Consider the following 17,624-nt stretch of genomic DNA (forward strand, 5'->3'; position numbering starts at 1 on the left):
TACTGAACGACATGACTAATAGCAAGTATTCGCCTTCCAACATCGCGCGTTCCAACTTCTCGCCCCTGGTGTCCGCTCCTGTCGCTGCGCGCGTGCTGACGCTCACGGCGATCGCTTTCAGCCTGGCGGCCTGCACCACCATCTTCGAAGGGGACAAGGTCGATTACAAGAGTGCCAAGAAGGCTGCGCCGCTGGACGTGCCGCCCGACCTGACCAAGCTGCAGCGCGACAACCGCTATGCGATTCCCGACGGCCGTGGCGTCGCCACCGCTTCCGGCCAGGCAGCTGCTGCAGCCGGCACCGGCGGCGGCTTCGTGCCGGGCGTGGCCGCGTCGAACCAGCAGATCGGCCCGATCTCCACCGATGCGGTCAGCGTGCAGCGCAACGGCGACCAGCGTTGGCTGGTGGTCAAGCAGACCCCGGAACAGCTGTGGCCACAACTGCGCCAGTTCTGGGAAGAGCAGGGCTTCGCCATCGAGTCCGAGTCGAGCACCACCGGCACCATGGAAACCGCCTGGGTCGAGAACCGTTCGAAGATCCCGCAAGACTTCCTGCGTAACGCCATCGGCCGCGTGTTCGACCGCGCCTACTCGACCGGCGAGCGCGACAAGTTCCGCACCCGCCTCGAGCGCCTGCCGGACGGCTCGACCGAGATCTGGGTCAGCCACCGCGGCGCCGAGGAAGTCCTCACCGGTCCGCAAAACGAGACCACCACCTGGACGTCGCGCGCCAACGATCCCGGCCTGGAATCGCAGTTCCTGGGCCGCATGGTCGCGATGCTGACCGGCACCAAGGAAGTGGCGACCGCCGAAGCGACCGTCGCCAACGCACCGGTGTCCCCGCAGCACGCCAAGCTGGTGGGCGACACGGTCGAGGTCGACGAAGGCTTCGACCGCGCCTGGCGCCGTGTCGGCCTGGCGCTGGACCGCGTCGGCTTCACCGTCGAAGACCGCGACCGCGTGCAGGGCATCTATTTCGTGCGCTACGTCGATCCGGACGTGGCCGAAAACAAGGATGGCTTCTTCAAGCGCCTGTTCTCGTGGGGCGGCAAGTCCGAAGACGAGCTCAAGGAAGCGCAGCGTTATCGCGTGCTGGTCAAGACCGAGCAGGGCGCCAGCGTCAGCAAGGTCACGGTGCAGAACAACGAAGGCCAGGCGGATACCTCGCCGACCGCGGGCAAGATCCTGAACCTGCTGCATACCGAGCTCAAGTAATCCCGGAACAGGCGCCGGCTTCGAGCCCGGCCACCTGCTGCCGACCCATCGTCCCCGCGCAGGCGGGGCCCAGGCTGCAAGCGCGTCGATAGCGCAGGCAGTACTTGGGTCCCCGTCTTCGCGGGGATGATGCTTTTGGGCTGACAGCATGGTGGAAGCGGGGGTGGTATTCACCCTGCGAAGGTATGGGCGAAAAAAAACCGGCCATCAGGCCGGTTCTTATTACCGAAGTAACGAATTACTTGGTGGTAGCAGCAGCGTCAGCAGCCTGGTCAGCCGAGGTCTGAGCAGCAGCAGCAGCGTCGGTTGCGGTGGTGGCAGCAGCAGCAGCGTCAGCGGCAGCAGCGTCAGCAGCAGCTGGTGCGGTTGCGTCAGCAGCTGGGGTTGCGGTTGCGTCAGCTGGAGCGGTGACAGCAGCTGGGGTTTCGGTAGCAGCTGGAGCGACTGGAGCTTCTTCTTTCTTAGCGCAAGCAGCCAGGGTCACAGCGAACAGGGAGGCGATCAGCAGGGTTTTTTTCATGGTTTTTCCTTAGTATTTACAAGAGTAGAACACTTGTTGCGAATAATAATTACCGGTAATTATTTCTCGGTCGAATTCTCGTGCCTTTAAACATAGCGTTAACGCCATAGACGCAACGGAACCTTCCTGATTGATATTATAGTCAATTTTACAGTTTCGCAATAGCTAACACATGCCGTAGCGAAAGAAATTTGCGCTTGAATAAGCTTCATATTGTTACAAGATGCAACGTGGCGCGGAAACATCGCTCCATGCGACTTATTGCCGTCTACAAGCCTGTTTTTGCCAGCTGTAATGCGGGCTGAGACTCTTGCCAGATAGCATCAAAACGCTGCTGCGATAACTCGCATGCCGGGGGCTGGTCAAAGGCGGCTTCGCCCCGCATATGGGCGCTATGGAAGCGGCGAACGATATGCCGGTCGTCGCCAATACAGAAGGAATCGGTGAGCTGGCGCAAGCCGCGCGGCGTCTGACGGCACTCGCACAGGTGGCCGTAGTCACGCAGCAGGCGCAGGAAGCGGGAGTAGTGGCGCTCGATGTACGCCGTGTCGTGCAGCGCCAGGCGCAGCCGGCCGCCGCGGGCACACCAGGCGCGCAGCGCCGCATCCATCCTGGTGCTGCCGAGCGGGAAAACGTCGAAGTCGGGATCGAACATGGCGAGCGTGGCCGACGAGGCTGCCACGCAAGCGTGGAAATGCGCCTCGCACTCGCGGCGGGTGTCGAAGGCAATCGACCGCGGCCCGCTCATCGACACCCCATCCATCAGCCGAGCTCGACCCAGCCGTCCTGATACCAGGTGTACAGCGCTTCGAGCACGTCGTCGGTCGCCTTGTCCAGCACGGCGCCGTCGATGCGGCGCGCATTGGCCAGCACGTCCAGCACCGCCTTGTCGGCGCGGCCGACGGCGAACGATTCGCCATTGATGAACACATGCTTGCCGCGGTACAGCATAAGCGTCTTGCTCGACAGCTTGATGCCGCGCTTGGCGGCGGTTTCCATGAACCGGCCGACGGTCAATGGCTTGGTGGGACCGGTGAAGAAGACATTGTGCTTCGGCTCGGACATGTGCTCGCCCAGGAAGACGGTCACGTCTTCTTCGTCCCAGCGTACCTTGTTCAGTTCGTCGATAATCGTTTCCAGCATATCGCGTGGAATCTCGGCCGGGTTCTTGGCGGGTTTCAATTCCGGATCGCCATAACGGCCCGGCAAATCGATCGAGTCGGCCATGAATTGCAGGAACGCTTCGCCCAATTCCTGGAACGAAGGGGAGCGGAAGCCGATCGAATACGTCATGCATTCGCCTTCGGCTATGCCGTCGTGGGCATAATGCGGAGGCAGGTACAGCATATCGCCCGGTTCGAGCACGAATTCTTCTTCCGGTTTGAAATTGGCCAGGATCTTGAGCGGCAAGCCTTCGACCAGGGTCAGGTCTTGCTGCGAACCGATCTTCCAGCGGCGCTTGCCGTGTGCCTGCAGCAAGAAGACGTCATAGGAATCGTAGTGCGGGCCGACGCCGGCGCCATCGGTGGCGAAGCTGATCATCAGGTCGTCGAGGCGGGCGTCCGGCACGAAGCGGAACTGGCGCAGCAGCTCGTCGGCACGCTCGTCGTACAGGTTCACGCCCTGGACCAGCATCGTCCAGTTCGGTTCAGTGCGGGCCGGGAGGTCGGTGAGGGGACCGTGCTGCATGTCCCAGTTGCCGTCGCGCTGGGTCACCAGACGCGATTCAACGTGATTCTGCCGGGCCATTTCTGCCAGTTTCTCGAACTTGAGCAGGGGCTTGAAGCCGGGGATGGCGCCGCGGATCAGAAGTGGTTTCTTGTGCCAGTAATCGCGCAGAAACTCGGCGGGAGTGATATTCCCGAGTAGCGGTAGTTTTTTCATGCGACATTATAACCAGCCGGACAAGTCACGGAACCCATCGGGGGTATAATCCGAGCCTTACAAAGAAAGGATGTGCGATGAAGATTGCCAAAGACACGGTTGTGACGGTTAACTACAAACTGTCCGATGCCCAGAACAACCTGATCGAAGAAGGCGTGCAGCCGATGGTATACCTGCATGGCGGCTACGAAAACACCCTGCCGAAGATCGAAGAAGAACTCGACGGCAAGGAAGCCGGTTATTCGTCGACGATCCAGGTCGAACCGGACGACGCCTTTGGCGACTACGAGCCAGAGCTGGTCAAGGTCGAAGACCGCGCCCGCCTTCCAGAGCCGATCGAGATCGGCATGCAGTTCGAAGGCGTGGCCGAGGGCGGCGACGATGGGCCGGTGATCTTCACCGTGACCGAGATCGCCGAAGACAAGGTGGTCCTGGACGGCAACCACCCGCTGGCCGGCATGGCGCTGCGCTTCGAGCTGTCGGTGATCGACGTGCGCGCAGCCACCGCCGAAGAAATCCAGCACGGCCACGTGCACGGCGCGGGCGGTCATCATCACGAGATGGAAGACAGCGAAGAGGGCGACCACTTCCGTAGCCAGCCGCTGCAGTAATTGCGGTGGTGGTGTGCTGAGTGTGGATTCCCGCCAGCGTGGGAATCACGGTTTCACGTTCAGCTATTACTGGCGAAATGCCCGGCCAGTTGCCTCGGCACGGCGTTCCCGTAAAGGCGGGAACCCGTGTCCCGAGACGGCGTCTCCGCGAAGGCGTCAACCCGGGTTCCAGGCACATCACGCCAACGCAGCGTCACTGTTTCGCCTCCCCCACCACGAACTGGGCATCCTTCCCCACCGTTACATTCACCTCGACCGCCTTCGTTCCCACCGACAGCTGTCCCAGGTTGCCGTTCCACTCGATCTCCGGCTTGCGTCCATGCGGCGGGCCGCTGTCGACCAGCAGCACCTTGCCGTCGAACGCGACCGCGCGCGCCTGGACCTGGCGCCGCACCGCCTCGAAACCATCCTTCTCCACCGGGTCGCGCCGCAACAGGCCGCGCAGGCCCGTCGGCTGGTCCAGGTAGAACGGCCGCACCGCGCCCTCCGAGAACAACACCAGCGCCTCGGCCTTGTCGCTGCGCGCGATCGCGAACAGCCGGTTCAGCCAGAAACGGTTCGCCACCGTGCGGTCTTCATACTCGCTGTTGCGGCCGGCCGCCGGCAGGAAGTGGTTGTTGCCGGCCGGCAGATTGATGGTGGCGTACAGCACCTTGCCGACCTTCCAGTGCGCATTTTCGGCATAGCTGCGAAAACGCGGGCTGGCCGAGAGCTGGGTCAGGTGGATCTTTTCGCGGCCCAGCGATTCCGGCTCGCCATGGAACAGTTCGCGCAGCCGGTTGAGACGCTCGATCGCATTGGTGCGGTTGGCCGAATTGCGGCAGGCGGTCCAGTCGCTGCCGGCCAGCGACACGATCATCGGCCGCTTGGCGCGCTCGAGGATGTCGCGCCGCTGCTGGTAGAGCCGGTCGCCGCAGCTTTCCTTCGCACCCTTGATGCCGTTCAAGACCACGAAAGCCAGCGATTTTTCGGATGAATCGGCCAGCGCCTGTTTCAGCCTCGCTTCGCCGTTGTCGCCGGCGCCATTGCCGATCACCCCGAACCGGTGTACGTGGTCGTCCGCCTTATCCCTGGCGCCGGCGGGCGGGGCACAGGACAGCAAGACAGCCAGCAGTCCGGCGAGCGGCAATGGCAGGCGCGGCGTCGGCATCAGGCGGCCAGGCGCTTGAGCTCGTAGAGACGTTCGAGCGCCTCGCGCGGGCTCAACGCATCCGGATCGATCGTATCGAGCGCGTTGCGCAGTTTGTCGTCCTGCGGCTCGGCAGCGAAGGCCGGGGCAGGGGCCTCGCCGATCTCTTCCTCGGCGATTCGCGCTGCGAACAGGTCGAGCTGTGGCGTCGCATCCAGCGCCTGCGCTTCCAGGCGCGCCAGGTGCTTGCGCGCGGCCTTGATCACCTGCGGCGGCACACCGGCCAGCTGCGCCACCTGCAAGCCATAGCTCTGCGAGGCGGGGCCGTCCTGCACCGCGTGCAGGAACACGATGCTGTCCTTGTGCTCGACCGCCGACAGGTGCACATTGGACGCGCTCGGGTAGGACTCGGGCAACTGGGTCAGCTCGAAATAGTGGGTCGCGAACAGCGTGAAGCTGCGGCTGGTGTCGATCAGGTGGCGCGCGATGGCCCACGCCAGTGCCAGGCCGTCGAAGGTCGACGTCCCGCGCCCGACCTCGTCCATCAGCACCAGCGAGTGCTCGGTGGCGCCGTTCAGGATGGCGGCCGATTCGGTCATCTCGACCATGAAGGTCGAGCGGCCATTGGCCAGGTCGTCGCTGGCGCCGATGCGGGTGAAGACGCGGTCGATCGGGCCGATGGTCGCGCTGGTGGCCGGCACGTAGCTGCCGACGTAGGCCAGCAGCGTGATCAGGGCCACCTGGCGCATGAAGGTCGATTTGCCGCCCATGTTCGGACCGGTAATCAGTAATAAACGGCGCTCGTTGGACAGCTTGCAGTCGTTGGCGATGAAGCGCTCGATCTGGTTTTCGACCACTGGATGGCGGCCTTCGACGATGTCGAGGCACGGCGCATCGCTCAAGACCGGCGCGCACCAGTTGTGGCGCAGCGCGTGGCTGGCCAGGGCGACCAGCACGTCGACCTGGGCCAGCGCGCGCGCGATGGTCTGCAGGCAGCCGATATGCGGCGCCAGGTCGGCCAGCAGCTGGTCGTACAGCATTTTCTCGCGCGCCAGCGCGCGGTCTTGCGCCGACAGCGCCTTGTCCTCGAAGGCCTTCAGCTCGGGCGTGATGTAGCGTTCGCAGTTCTTCAGCGTCTGGCGGCGGCGGTAGTCGTCCGGCACCTTGTCGGCCTGGCCGTTGGTGACTTCGATGTAGAAGCCGTGCACCTTGTTGTACTCGACCCGCAGGTTGGCGATGCCGGTGCGGGCGCGCTCGCGCGCTTCCAGCTCGACCAGGAACTGGCCGGCGTTCTCGGACAGCGCGCGCAGCTCGTCGAGTTCGGCGTCGAAGCCGCACGCGAACACGCCGCCGTCGCGCACCATCGCGGCCGGCTCTTCCATCACGGCGCGCTGGAGCAGGTCGAGGCACTCGCCCGGCGTGGAGAGATCGTCATGGATCTCGCGCAGCAGGCCCGTGTCGCCCGGCACGAAGCAGCGCGCCACCAGTTCGCGCACGGTCGGCAGCGCCTTGACGCCATCGCGCAGGCTGGCCAGGTCGCGCGGCCGCGCGGTGAGCAGGGCCACGCGCGTGGTGATCCGTTCGATGTCCGGTACCTGCGCCAGGGTCGACGACAGCGCATCGTTGGCGTCGGCCTGGACCAGCGCGGCGATCGACTGGTGGCGGCTGCGCGCAACGCACTGGTCGCGGCGCGCATGGTGCAGCCAGTGGCGCAGCAGGCGCGAACCCATCGCGGTGCGGCAGCCATCGAGCAGCGAGAACAGGGTCGGGGACTCCTGGCCGCGGATGGTTTCGGTCAGTTCCAGGTTGCGGCGGGTGGCCGCGTCCAGGCCGATGTATTCGTTCTCGGTTTCGCAGGCAAGCCCGCGCACGTGCTGCAGGCCGCGGCCCTGGGTCGATTGCGCGTAGCGCAGCAGCGCACCGGCCGCGCCGAAGGCGGCGCCCAGGCCATCGGCGCCGAAGCCGGTGAGGGTGGCCACGCCCAGCTGTTCCAGCAGCGCGCCGTGGCCCTTGACCACGTCGAAATGCCATTCGGGGACGCGCTGGAGATGGGCGTTCGCGCCATCGGTCTCGAACATGTCGGCGCAATCGGCGCGCAGGATTTCGGCCGGCGCGATGCGTTCGAGTTCATGCGCCAGGCGCTGTTCGACGCTGCGGGCGTCGCCCGAGAATTCCATCAGGCGCAGGTTGCCGCTGGCGAGCGACAGCCAGGCCAGGCCGGCGGTGACGGTCTTGCGCTGGTTGATCAGGCACAGCGCCAGCAGCGGGCGTTCGGCCTTCTCGGGCAGCAGGTCGGAATCGGTCAGGGTGCCGGGCGTGACCACGCGCACGACCTTGCGCTCCACCGGGCCTTTCGACAGGGCCGGGTCGCCGATCTGTTCGCAGATCGCGCACGATTCGCCCAGCTTGACCAGCTTGGCCAGGTAGCCATCGAGCGAGTGGAAGGGCACGCCGGCCATCTTGATCGGCTGGTCGCCCGACTTGCCGCGCGCGGTCAGGGTGATGCCGAGCACGCGCGAGGCTTTCTCGGCGTCGTCGAAGAACAGCTCGTAGAAGTCGCCCATGCGGTAGAACACCAGCATGGTGGGGTAGTCGGCCTTGATGCTCATGTACTGCTGCATCATGGGAGTGAGCTTTTCCGTCGCGCTGTGCTTGATCGCGGCGGCGTTGATTTCTTTGGGGGCGGTGGTCATGTCGTCTGAATCGGTACGGCTTGGCGCGTGGAAGGCCAGGACTTGCCATTTTACCCCGATCGACCCGGCGGTTCGCTGCAAACATCATCTTCCTGAACAAGAAGATACGCAGCGAACGCCGGGTCCACCGCGCCCGGATCAGGGTTTGGCCGCCGCCTTCGCCTGCGCAATCCAGCTATCGAACAGTTGCTGGTGGAATGTGATCCAGCCTTCCGTATGACGGGCGATATCGGCCTGCGATCCCTGGCCATTGCGCACGCGCTCGTTCTGCGCGCTGATGTCGGCGATCGGCAGCCGCATGACCTCGAACAGCTTGGCCGCCGCCGGGTTCTTCTCGGCCCAGGCGCGGTTCACGATGATGCGGGTCGTATTCACCGAGAAGCCATAATTGCTGCCATCGGCCAGGCGGGTGTCGGCGTTGCGCGGATTCGACGAGAACGGCACCTGCAGCCACACGACATCCTTGCCCGGCACCAGCACGCTGCTCACCCAGTACGGCGTCCAGGTGTAGTACAGGATCGGTTCGCCGCGCTGGTAGCGGCCGATCGTATCGGCGATCAGCGCCGCATAGCTGCCCTGCACATGCTTGACCGTCGCGCGCAGTTTGTAGCCGTCCATATGGTGCTCGACCATCGCCTCGCAGCCCCAGCCCGGATCGCAACCGGTCAGGTCGGCCTTGCCGTCGCCGTCATGGTCGAACAGCCTGGCGATGGCCGGGTCGCGCAGCTGGTCGATATTGGTGATGCCGTATTTGTCGGCCGTGGCCTTGTCGATCATGTAGCCCTGGGCGGCCGGGCCGGCATACTGGCCTGTGCGCAGCAGCTTGGCGTCGCCGCCCGCATTGTCGTAATAGTCCTGGTGCAGGGGGTCCCAATGCACCGCGAGAAAGGTCGCGTCGCCGTTGCCGATGGCGATGTGCGCGGTCGGATACGCCACTTCCTTGATCGGCTGCGTTTCATATCCCAGCTTTTCCAGGGCGCGATTCACGAGCATGGTCTGGAAGGTTTCCTCGGCAATCGGGCTTTGCAGCGCCTGCACCTTGGTGCCCTTGCCGGGCAGCCCGGCGTCAGGCGCCTGCGCCGCCGCCAGGCCGGTGGTCAGGGTCATGGCGGCCAGCGCCAGGGCCGCAATCCAGCGGAACTTGCGCTGCGCTTTGTAAGTCACGTTGAAGTGTTCAGTATGTTGCATCGATATCCTTTGTGCTGGTCTTATTTGGTGGCGACAGGCGTGGTGGGCGCCGCTTCGTCGGCACGAGCCGGTCCGCCTCGCACCCGGCGCAGGACGAAGCCGACGGGTCCGCTCAGGTACCAGTGGCGCGCGCCGCGGCGTGGTTGGCCCATGGCCTGGGTCAGGCGATCCAGCATGATGGCCAGCAGCACGATGCCGAGACCGCCCACGGTGGCCAGGCCCATGTCCAGGCGGCCAATACCGCGCAACACCATCTGGCCCAGGCCGCCGACCGCGATCATCGAGGCGATCACCACCATCGACAGCGACAGCATCAGCGACTGGTTGATGCCGGCCATGATCGACGGCGTGGCCAGCGGCAGCTGGACGCGGGTCAGCAACTGCCAGGGCGAGGCGCCGTAGGCGCGCGACGCTTCGATCAGGTCAGGGCGGACCTGGCGGATGCCGAGGTTGGTCAGGCGCACCAGCGGTGGCAGGGCGAAGATGATGGTGACGATCACGCCCGGCGCATTGCCGATGCCGAACAGCATGACCACCGGCACCAGGTAGACGAAGGCGGGCGTGGTCTGCATGGCGTCGAGCACCGGGCGCAGGATGTTTTGCGCGCGGTCGCTGCTGGCCAGGAAGATCCCCAGCGGCAGGCCGACCGCCAGGCAGAACACCAGCGAGGTCAGCACCAGCGACAGGGTGACCATCGCTTCCGGCCACACGCCGAGCAGGGACAGCACCAGCAGCGCCAGCGCGGTGCCGATCGCCAGCGTGCGGTTGGTGAACTGCCAGGCGAGCAAGGCGATAATGGCGATCACGACCAGCGACGGCGCGGCCAGGAGCACGTGGCTCGCGCCGTTGAGCGTGGCGTCGATCGGCGCGCGCACCGCCTGGAACAGGGGACGGAAATGCTCGACGACCCAGCCCAGGCCGTCGTTGATCCAGGCCTGCAGCGGCAACGCGCCATCGAGGATGTGCGCGAGGTCGACGCCACCGGCCTGCTCGGGCGCGACGCCTGGCGCTGCGGCGTCGAGCCAGGACGTGTCGCCTGGCGGGGTGGGCAGCCATGGGTTGACTTCGGCAGCTTGCGTGGCGTGGTCGAGGGCCGGCTGTGCTGCGCTAGCGTTGTTCGCGGTCGTACTGCTCATCATGCTTGTCCTTTCTGAATCTGCGTCTCGGCAATCGGCGGCGTGTCGCGGTCGAGGAATTTCAGCAGCGTGGTCTTGCTGATCGCGCCGCGAAAGCCGCCGTCGTCGGCCACCACCGGCACCGCGTACGGCAGCTGCGCCACCTGGCCGAACAGGCCGGCCACGGGTTCGTCGGCGTTGATGGTCTGAGCGTCCGGCAGGAAGGCGTGCGCCAGGCCCAGTGGACCGGTATGGCCTTCGAGTGCGCTGCGCAGGGAGTCGGCCGACACCACGCCCAGGAATTTGCCCGTGGGGCTCACGACATAGGCGAAGGCGCGATCCTGCTCCTCGAGCATCGACAGCGCCGCGCGCGAGCCGCGCGCGGGCGACTCGGACACCACGATCTGGCTCATGCGGGCGATGTCCCCGGCCTTGAAGACGGCCGCCGCATCGACGCCGCGCACGAATTCGCGCACGTAGTCGTTGGCGGGCTGGCGCAGGATGTCTTCCGGCGTACCCACCTGCACCACATGGCCATCCTTCATGATGGCGATGCGGTCGCCGATGCGCATCGCTTCATCGAGGTCGTGCGAGATGAAGACGATGGTGCGGCGCTTGATCTGCTGCAGGCGCAGCAGCTCGGACTGCATCTCGGTGCGCATGATCGGGTCGAGCGCCGAAAACGCTTCGTCCATCAGCAGGATCGACGGATCGCTGGCCAGCGCGCGGGCCAGGCCCACGCGCTGCTGCATCCCGCCGGACAGTTCGTCGGGGTAGCTGGCGGCATAGGCTGCAAGACCCACCTGGGCCAAGGCCAGCCGGGCCTGCGCATGGCGCTCGGCCCTGGGGATCCCGGCCAGCTCCATGCCGAATGCCGTGTTATCGAGCACGGTCAGGTGCGGCAGCAGCGCGAACGACTGGAACACCATGCTGATGTCCTTGCGCCGCAGGGCGCGCAGCTCGGCGTCGGGCAGGGTATTGATATCGTTGCCGTCGACGACGATGCGGCCGGCGGTCGGCTCGATCAGGCGATTGAGCATGCGCACCAGGGTCGATTTACCCGAGCCCGAGAGGCCCATGATGACGAAAGTCTCGCCCGCTTCGATGGTGAAGGTGGCGTCGAACACGCCGATCGTGCAACCGGTCTTGGCGAGGATGTCTTGCTTGTCGGCGCCCTGGCGAACCAGCGCCAGCGCGCTGTCGGGCTGATCGCCGTACACCTTGAAGACCTGGTCGATGATGATTTGTTTTGCCACGTGGTGGTTCTCCTTCGAGTTGGCGATGGATTGCAATCCTGCAGCCGTTGGCGTTGACGGCACCACGCCGCGCAGCGTCGCCAGTGCGAGCAGCAGCGGCACGCGGGGTGGCGCAAACGAGCGGACGCCCTCTCCGGACGGGCTGTGCCAATAGCAGGTATTTGCGCCAGGTAAAAGGGCAAGTGCGAACTTTTACCGACGCTGGCGCCGCGCAGTGCGCAGTGCCGGAATGTTCGACAGGGGCCGCGTCGAACGGGGTCGGGATATGGGCGCCGGGCCCAGGAAGTACGTCCACGCAAGCATGGCGAGTACGGTTATTGCAGGGAGTTGCTTGAGGTAATTATTGTGAATCGACATCCATTATAGGAGGTCTGCAAAGATAAGTCAATCTGATTTATTTATTAGGCGCTCGCCAAGGGCACACGGCGCACGCCATGGCGTGTTCAGCGCTTGTTGTTGCAGCGCCAGACGCCGGGCGCTGCTCCGACGAGCTTGCGAAGGTACGGCTACGACTGCGCGATACGGCTGGGCTACCTGCAGGATTCCACTATGGTGATGCGGCGGATCGGACCGATCAATGGGCTCACCGTCGCGAGTCCGGCCTGCATCGCCGCCCACGGAGCGCCCGAGACACCGGACCAGCTGCTGTCGCACCAGGCCCTCATGCAGGGCACCGAAGCCTGGCAGTTCCTAGATGGAGAGAAAATCGTGTCGGTCCGGCCCCAGGGGCGCTTCAAGGCCGACAACGGCACGGCGCTGGTCGCGGCCGCCCTGGCGGGACTGGGTATCGCTTATCTGCCCTATGGCCTGATGCAAGAATACCTGGATGCCGGCACACTCGTTCCCGTCATGACGCGCTATCCCCCGCCGCCGGCCGGCGCCTACGCCGTGCGCCCGCCTGGCCAGCATCCGGCGCGAAGATCCGCATCCTGACCGATCTGCTGGTGGCGTATTTCGACACGAAGCCGCCGATCGCCAGCGCCTGGCCTACCGACGATTTACTATGGAGCAAGGAAAACCATGATAGACATGATCATCGAACAGCGCCGCCGCAGCCTTGGCGGCGATTTCGAAGTCGGCCGCGTGCTGCCGTTCGCCAAGCGCCGCATGGTAGGGCCGTTCATCTTCTTCGACCATATCGGGCCGCTCGACCTGGCGCCGGGCGTCGACCGCAGCGTCGACGTGCGCGCCCATCCGCACATCGGCCTGTCGACGGTGACTTATCTGTTCTCGGGCCAGATCATGCATCGCGACAGCCTGGGCTTCGAACAGCCGATCCATCCTCACGAAGTCAACTGGATGACCGCGGGTAGCGGCATCACGCACAGCGAGCGCTTCGAGCACGCGCGGGCGCACGGCGACCACCTGCACGGCATCCAGGCCTGGGTCGCGCTGCCGGACGGGATGGAGGAAATCGATCCATCGTTCTCGCACCATTCCGGCGCCGACCTGCCGCAGTGGCAGGATGGCGGGGTGACCGGGCAGCTGATCGCCGGCAGCGCCTACGGCCTGAGCGCCGGCGCCAAGACCTGTTCGCCGCTGTTCTATGCCCATCTCGACATGCAGCCCGGATCGACCGCCGAGATCCCCGGTGGCTACCAGGAGCGCGCCCTGTACATCGCCACCGGCGCGGTGGAAGTGGACGGCATGCGCCACGAGAGCGGACGGATGCTGGTGCTGGGTGTCGCGGCGTCGCGCGCCAGGGCGCTGGAGCACGCGACCGTGATGGTGCTGGGCGGGGAACCGGTCGGCGAGCGCCACCTGTACTGGAACTTCGTCTCGTCCTCCAGGGACCGCCTGGCGCAGGCGGCGGCCGACTGGCAGGCGGGCAGGATGAAGCTGCCGGATGCGGACGACCAGGAATTCATTCCGCTGCCGGATGCGCCGCCACCGCCGGCACCGCCGGCCATGTCCTAGCGCCGCCGTTGGCGGCGGCGGTGAGGATGCGGCGAGCCGGCCGGGCCCGCGGCGCAAACGCGCGTCACGAACACCGCCCCTCCATGGCGATGCGCCCGTCGCACATGACCGTGAACCGGCCATCCTGGTCGCCTGCCTGCAGCGTGACGTGCGCACCCAGCGGCACCGGCTGACGAAAACGGCACCAGACGGTGGCGATCTCGCGCCCCGTCGATGCTTCGAGTAGCGAGCATGCCTTCGCGAGCGTGTATGCGCCGTGGATGATCGGCGCGCGCATGCCCATCAGCCGCGCCGACCATGGCCACAGGTGGATCGGGTTCCAGTCGCCCGACAAGGCGGCGTAGCGCCGGCCGGCGTCACGCGCGACCGTCCATCCGCCGAGCGCCTGGCCAGACGCTGCTTCGGGCGGCGGCGCGGCGCGGCCCGGGCGGCTGCCGCGCCGGATGAGATAGGTGCTGTCGCAGGAAAAGGCCAGGCGGTCGCCATCGAAGGCGCGCGTCTCCAGCACGGCGTGCAGCGCGCCGTTCGGGGCGGGGGGCGGCAACTGCAAGGTGGTCGTCAGCGCCAGCGGCGCGTCGGGCGAAACCGGATCCTGCATCGCCAGCCGGTTCTCGACATGGATCAGGCCCGGAATGCGGAACGGAATCGGGCAGGCCAGCATGGTCGCGAGCTGCGCGCGCTGCGCCAGCAGGTACAGGAAGGTAAGTGGAACCGCATCGCCCTTGAATCCAAACGCGGCGCGGTAGCGGCGCATGTGATCGCGGTCGATCCTGTCGAGGCGCCAGGTGGCGTCGACCTCGGCGGTCGACGAGCGCGCCGGTTGCTTGATCAGCGCCCGCAGCAGCATGGCGGCGCCAAAGGGCGGGAGCGAAGGCAGGGCAGCGAAGGACGAAGTGCTCATCCGCGCAGGATAACACCGCCGCCGTGGCGCGGCTGGCCAAGGCGGCGAAGGTCTTCGATGTGCCGACGATCCTGACGACCGTGCTGGAAGAGTGCGGCGGTCATATCATCAAGGAATTACAGGAACTGTTCCCGGAACAAAAGCCGATCGATCGCACTTTCATCAACACCTGGGAAGATTCGGCGGTCACCGACATCGTCCAGAAGAGCGGTCGCAAGCAGCTGCTGCTCGCCGGCCTGTACACCGAGATCTGCCTGGCGATGCCGGCGATCCAGGCCGCGGGCCAGGGCTACGACGTCTTCGTCGTCACCGACGCGTCCGGGGGCGTGAGCGAGGAAGCGCACGAGATGGCCGTGCGCCGCATGGTCCAGGCCGGCTGCACGCGATCACCTGGTTTGCCGTGCTGGCCGAGTGGCAGCGCGATTACGCACGCGCGGGCACGCTCGAGGGCGTATCCGCCATCATTCTCGACAATGGCGGCCCAGCCTCGGGGCCCTGTCGTGGGAAACGCAACTGCTCGCGACCCGCACCAGGAATTCGGCCTGACCGGATCGCCGTCGACGGCCGATGCCTGGCCGTCTTGCGTGGAACGTCGACTCAGGCCGCCTTGGCCTGGGTCACGCGCCGCGTGATGTGCGCCAGCGCCGCGTCGACCTGGTCGATCAGGATCAGGCACAAATCGCCCTCGTCCAGGCGGTCGAGGGCGCGGTCGATGGCCACGAACTCGCCATTGATTTCTTCGACGTGGCTGGTGCGGGTCGCGCCATCCAGGCCCGAACGCAGCAGCTTGATGACTTCGCCGTCGGCGCGGCCGCGCTGGCACTGGTCCTGGTACAGCAGCACGTCGTCGAACGACTTGCCCAGGATTTCGGTTTGCTGCGAGATGTCCTGGTCGCGGCGGTCGCCGGCGCCGCTGATTACCACCGAGCGGCGCTTGGCCGGCATGCCCTCGACCGCATTGACCAGCGCGGCGATCGCGTCCGGGTTGTGGCCGTAGTCGGCGATCACGGTCGCGCCGCGATAGTCGAACACATTGAAGCGGCCCGGCGCGTTGTCGCTCTCGCCGACGAAGGTCTTGAGGCCCAGGCGGATCGCGTCCCACGACGTGCCCACGCCCCAGGCCGCGGCTACCGAGGCCATCACGTTCTCGACCTGGAAGCCCACCACGCCGCCACGGGTGATCGGGACTTCCTTCAGGTCGATGCGTTCGCTGAACTTGCCTTGCGCGGCGACCAGGTAGCCTTCCTCGACGAAGACGACCCGGTGGCCCTGGGCGCGGTGCATCGCCATGATCGGGTTGCCGATGTCCTGGGCGAAGAAGGTGACTGCGCCGCGGGTTTTCTCGGCCATCGCCGCCACGGTCGGGTCGGCGGCGTTGAGCACGGCCATGCCGCCCACGGCCACGTTCTGCACGATCACGCGCTTGAGCACCGCGAGATCCTCGAGCGTGGTGATGTAGTTCAGGCCGAGGTGGTCGCCGGCGCCGATATTGGTCACCACCGCCACCTGGCATTTATCGAAGGCCAGGCCTTCGCGCAGCAGGCCGCCGCGCGCCGTCTCGAACACGGCGGCGTCGACGTCCGGGTGCAGCAGCACGTTGCGCGCGCTGCGCGGGCCGCTGCAGTCGCCGCTGTCGATACGGCGGCCTTCGATGTAGACGCCGTCGGTATTGGTCATGCCGGTGCGCAGGCCCGAGGCGGTGAGCAGGTGGGCGATCAGGCGCACGGTCGTGGTCTTGCCGTTGGTGCCGGTCACGGCTACTACCGGGATGCGGCCGTCGTCGCCCGGAGCATACAGGGTGTCCATGATCGCTTCGCCGATCGCGCGCGGCTTGCCGAACGAGGGCGCCAGGTGCATGCGAAGGCCAGGGGCGGCATTGACTTCGACGATGCCGCCGCCGACGTCTTCGATCGGCTTCAGGATGCTGTCGGCCACCAGGTCGACGCCGCAGATGTCCAGGCCGATCATGTGGGCGGCGGCGATCGCGCGCTCGGCCACTTCCGGATGGACGTCGTCGGTCACGTCGGTGGCGGTGCCGCCGGTCGACAGGTTGGCGTTGTTGCGCAAGACCACGCGCTGGCCCAGGCTCGGGACCGAGTCGGCGTTCATCCCCTGCTGCACCAGGGTGCCGAGGGCGATGTCGTCGAAGCGGATCTTGGTCAGCGAGGTCGCATGGCCGTCGCCGCGGCGTGGGTCGAGGTTGACCGCATCGACCAGCTCGCGCACGGTGTGCTTGCCGTCGCCGATCACCTGTGGCGGTTCGCGCCGTGCGGCGGCGACCATCTTGTCGCCCACCACCAGCAGGCGGTAGTCGTGGCCCGGCAGGTAGCGCTCGACCAGGATATCGTCGCGAAATTCGCTGGCGGCCTTGAAGCCGGCGTCGAGCTGCTCGCGGGTGGTGACGTTCACCGTCACGCCCTTGCCCTGGTTGCCGTCCTTCGGCTTGATGACGACCGGCAGGCCGATTTCCAGGGCGGCCGCCCAGGCGTCATCGGGGTCGCTCACGCTGCGGCCCTGCGGCACCGGCACGCCGGCCGCGTCCAGCAGCTTCTTGGTCAGTTCCTTGTCCTGCGCGATCGATTCGGCGATCGCGCCGGTGGCGTCGATCTCGGCGGCCTGGATGCGGCGCTGGCGGCTGCCCCAGCCGAACATCACCATGCTGCCTTCGGTCAGGCGGCGAAACGGGATGTTGCGGGCCACGGCGGCCTGCACGATCGAGCCGGTCGATGGGCCGAGGCGCACGTCTTCGTCGGTATCGCGCAGCTGTTTCAAGGCCGCCGCGAGGTCGAATGGCGTGTCGGCGCGCGCCGAGGTGATGAGTTGCTGGGCCAGGTCCAGGGCCAGGCGGCCGACGTCTTCCTCGCTGTACTCGACCACGACCTGGTAGATGCCGGCTTCGAGCGTCGCGGTGGTGCGGCTGAAAGTGACCGGGCAGCCGGCTTCGGCCTGCAGGGTCAGTGCCGTCAGTTCCAGCACCTGCGCCAGCGGCACCGTGTCATGGTGGCCGTAGGGCTGCAGGGCGCCCATTTGCGGAAAACGCACGCGCAGGCGCGCTTCGAAGCCATCCAGTGCGGCGATCGATTCTTCGTCCGGGGTGCACGCCACGATGGCCTCGACCGAGGTGTGGTGGCTCCAGAGGTTGGGGCCACGCAGGGCCCGTACGCGAGATACTTCCATAAACCGTCTTCCTTTACTC

The 17,624-nt window shown here is 66.1% G+C and carries 15 protein-coding genes; 5 read left to right on the forward strand and 10 right to left on the reverse strand.

The genetic code is table 11. From position 1 onward, the window contains the following. The first annotated feature begins 11 nt into the window (after positions 1-11). A complete protein-coding gene (gene bamC / locus AC56KW_RS13705; RefSeq protein ID WP_497171241.1) occupies positions 12-1,214 on the forward strand; it encodes an NlpB/DapX family lipoprotein in 1,203 nt (400 codons plus the stop codon). 238 nt (positions 1,215-1,452) lie between these two features. Here bamC and AC56KW_RS13710 read toward each other — a convergent pair whose 3' ends face one another. The 3 genes from AC56KW_RS13710 to AC56KW_RS13720 form a co-directional block, all read right to left on the reverse strand. Then, positions 1,453-1,734 carry a hypothetical protein gene (locus tag AC56KW_RS13710; RefSeq protein WP_497171242.1) on the reverse strand — a complete coding sequence of 94 codons (282 nt, stop codon included), beginning with the start codon at positions 1,732-1,734 and terminating at the stop codon, positions 1,453-1,455. Positions 1,735-2,002: 268 nt separating this feature from the next. After that, complete coding sequence (locus AC56KW_RS13715) at positions 2,003-2,497, reverse strand: DUF7931 domain-containing protein (protein WP_497171243.1); 495 nt, start codon at positions 2,495-2,497, stop codon at positions 2,003-2,005. Further along, positions 2,497-3,618 (reverse strand): ribosomal protein uL16 3-hydroxylase, encoded by a 1,122-nt coding sequence (locus tag AC56KW_RS13720; RefSeq protein ID WP_497171244.1) that lies wholly within the window; start codon positions 3,616-3,618, stop codon positions 2,497-2,499. The genes AC56KW_RS13715 and AC56KW_RS13720 overlap by 1 nt, the downstream gene beginning before the upstream one ends. Before the next feature lie 77 nt (positions 3,619-3,695). Here AC56KW_RS13720 and AC56KW_RS13725 point away from each other — a divergent pair, with 77 nt between their 5' ends. Continuing rightward, a complete protein-coding gene (locus AC56KW_RS13725) occupies positions 3,696-4,229 on the forward strand; it encodes an FKBP-type peptidyl-prolyl cis-trans isomerase (protein WP_497171245.1) in 534 nt (177 codons plus the stop codon). Between the two features lie 193 nt (positions 4,230-4,422). On the opposite strand, the gene AC56KW_RS13730 is transcribed toward AC56KW_RS13725, so the two are convergent. The 5 genes from AC56KW_RS13730 to proV form a co-directional block, all read right to left on the reverse strand. After that, positions 4,423-5,379: a hypothetical protein gene (locus tag AC56KW_RS13730; RefSeq protein WP_497171246.1), complete on the reverse strand. Its 957-nt coding sequence runs from the start codon at positions 5,377-5,379 to the stop codon at positions 4,423-4,425. Beyond that, complete coding sequence (mutS, locus tag AC56KW_RS13735) at positions 5,379-8,051, reverse strand: DNA mismatch repair protein MutS (protein ID WP_497171247.1); 2,673 nt, start codon at positions 8,049-8,051, stop codon at positions 5,379-5,381. The genes AC56KW_RS13730 and mutS overlap by 1 nt, the downstream gene beginning before the upstream one ends. 138 nt (positions 8,052-8,189) lie before the next feature. Continuing rightward, positions 8,190-9,239, reverse strand: coding sequence for a glycine betaine/L-proline ABC transporter substrate-binding protein ProX (proX, locus tag AC56KW_RS13740; protein WP_497171248.1), 1,050 nt, complete (start codon positions 9,237-9,239; stop codon positions 8,190-8,192). Between the two features lie 20 nt (positions 9,240-9,259). Continuing rightward, on the reverse strand, positions 9,260-10,375 hold the full coding sequence (gene proW / locus AC56KW_RS13745) for a glycine betaine/L-proline ABC transporter permease ProW (protein WP_497171397.1): 1,116 nt from the start codon (positions 10,373-10,375) through the stop codon (positions 9,260-9,262). Beyond that, entirely contained in the window at positions 10,375-11,610 is a 1,236-nt protein-coding gene (gene proV / locus AC56KW_RS13750; protein ID WP_497171249.1) for a glycine betaine/L-proline ABC transporter ATP-binding protein ProV, read from the reverse strand. Before proV ends, proW begins: the two co-directional genes overlap by 1 nt. 492 nt (positions 11,611-12,102) lie before the next feature. Here proV and AC56KW_RS13755 point away from each other — a divergent pair, with 492 nt between their 5' ends. Both AC56KW_RS13755 and AC56KW_RS13760 read left to right on the forward strand, forming a co-directional pair. Further along, positions 12,103-12,543 (forward strand): LysR substrate-binding domain-containing protein, encoded by a 441-nt coding sequence (locus AC56KW_RS13755; protein ID WP_497171250.1) that lies wholly within the window; start codon positions 12,103-12,105, stop codon positions 12,541-12,543. 87 nt (positions 12,544-12,630) lie between these two features. After that, positions 12,631-13,527 carry a pirin family protein gene (locus AC56KW_RS13760; protein ID WP_497171251.1) on the forward strand — a complete coding sequence of 299 codons (897 nt, stop codon included), beginning with the start codon at positions 12,631-12,633 and terminating at the stop codon, positions 13,525-13,527. 64 nt (positions 13,528-13,591) lie between these two features. Here AC56KW_RS13760 and AC56KW_RS13765 read toward each other — a convergent pair whose 3' ends face one another. After that, positions 13,592-14,428: a MaoC family dehydratase gene (locus tag AC56KW_RS13765; RefSeq protein ID WP_497171252.1), complete on the reverse strand. Its 837-nt coding sequence runs from the start codon at positions 14,426-14,428 to the stop codon at positions 13,592-13,594. Between the two features lie 23 nt (positions 14,429-14,451). Between AC56KW_RS13765 and AC56KW_RS13770 the strand changes: the two genes are divergently transcribed. Next, the gene (locus AC56KW_RS13770) at positions 14,452-15,060 is read left to right on the forward strand and encodes an isochorismatase family protein (RefSeq protein WP_497171253.1); all 609 of its coding nucleotides are present in this window, start codon (positions 14,452-14,454) and stop codon (positions 15,058-15,060) included. Here the strand turns inward: AC56KW_RS13770 and cphA are convergent. Beyond that, on the reverse strand, positions 15,026-17,605 hold the full coding sequence (gene cphA / locus AC56KW_RS13775) for a cyanophycin synthetase (protein ID WP_497171254.1): 2,580 nt from the start codon (positions 17,603-17,605) through the stop codon (positions 15,026-15,028). The two genes, AC56KW_RS13770 and cphA, sit on opposite strands and share 35 nt — an antisense overlap. Between the last annotated feature and the right edge of the window lie 19 nt (positions 17,606-17,624).

The organism is Telluria sp. RT2P19, from assembly GCF_059685725.1.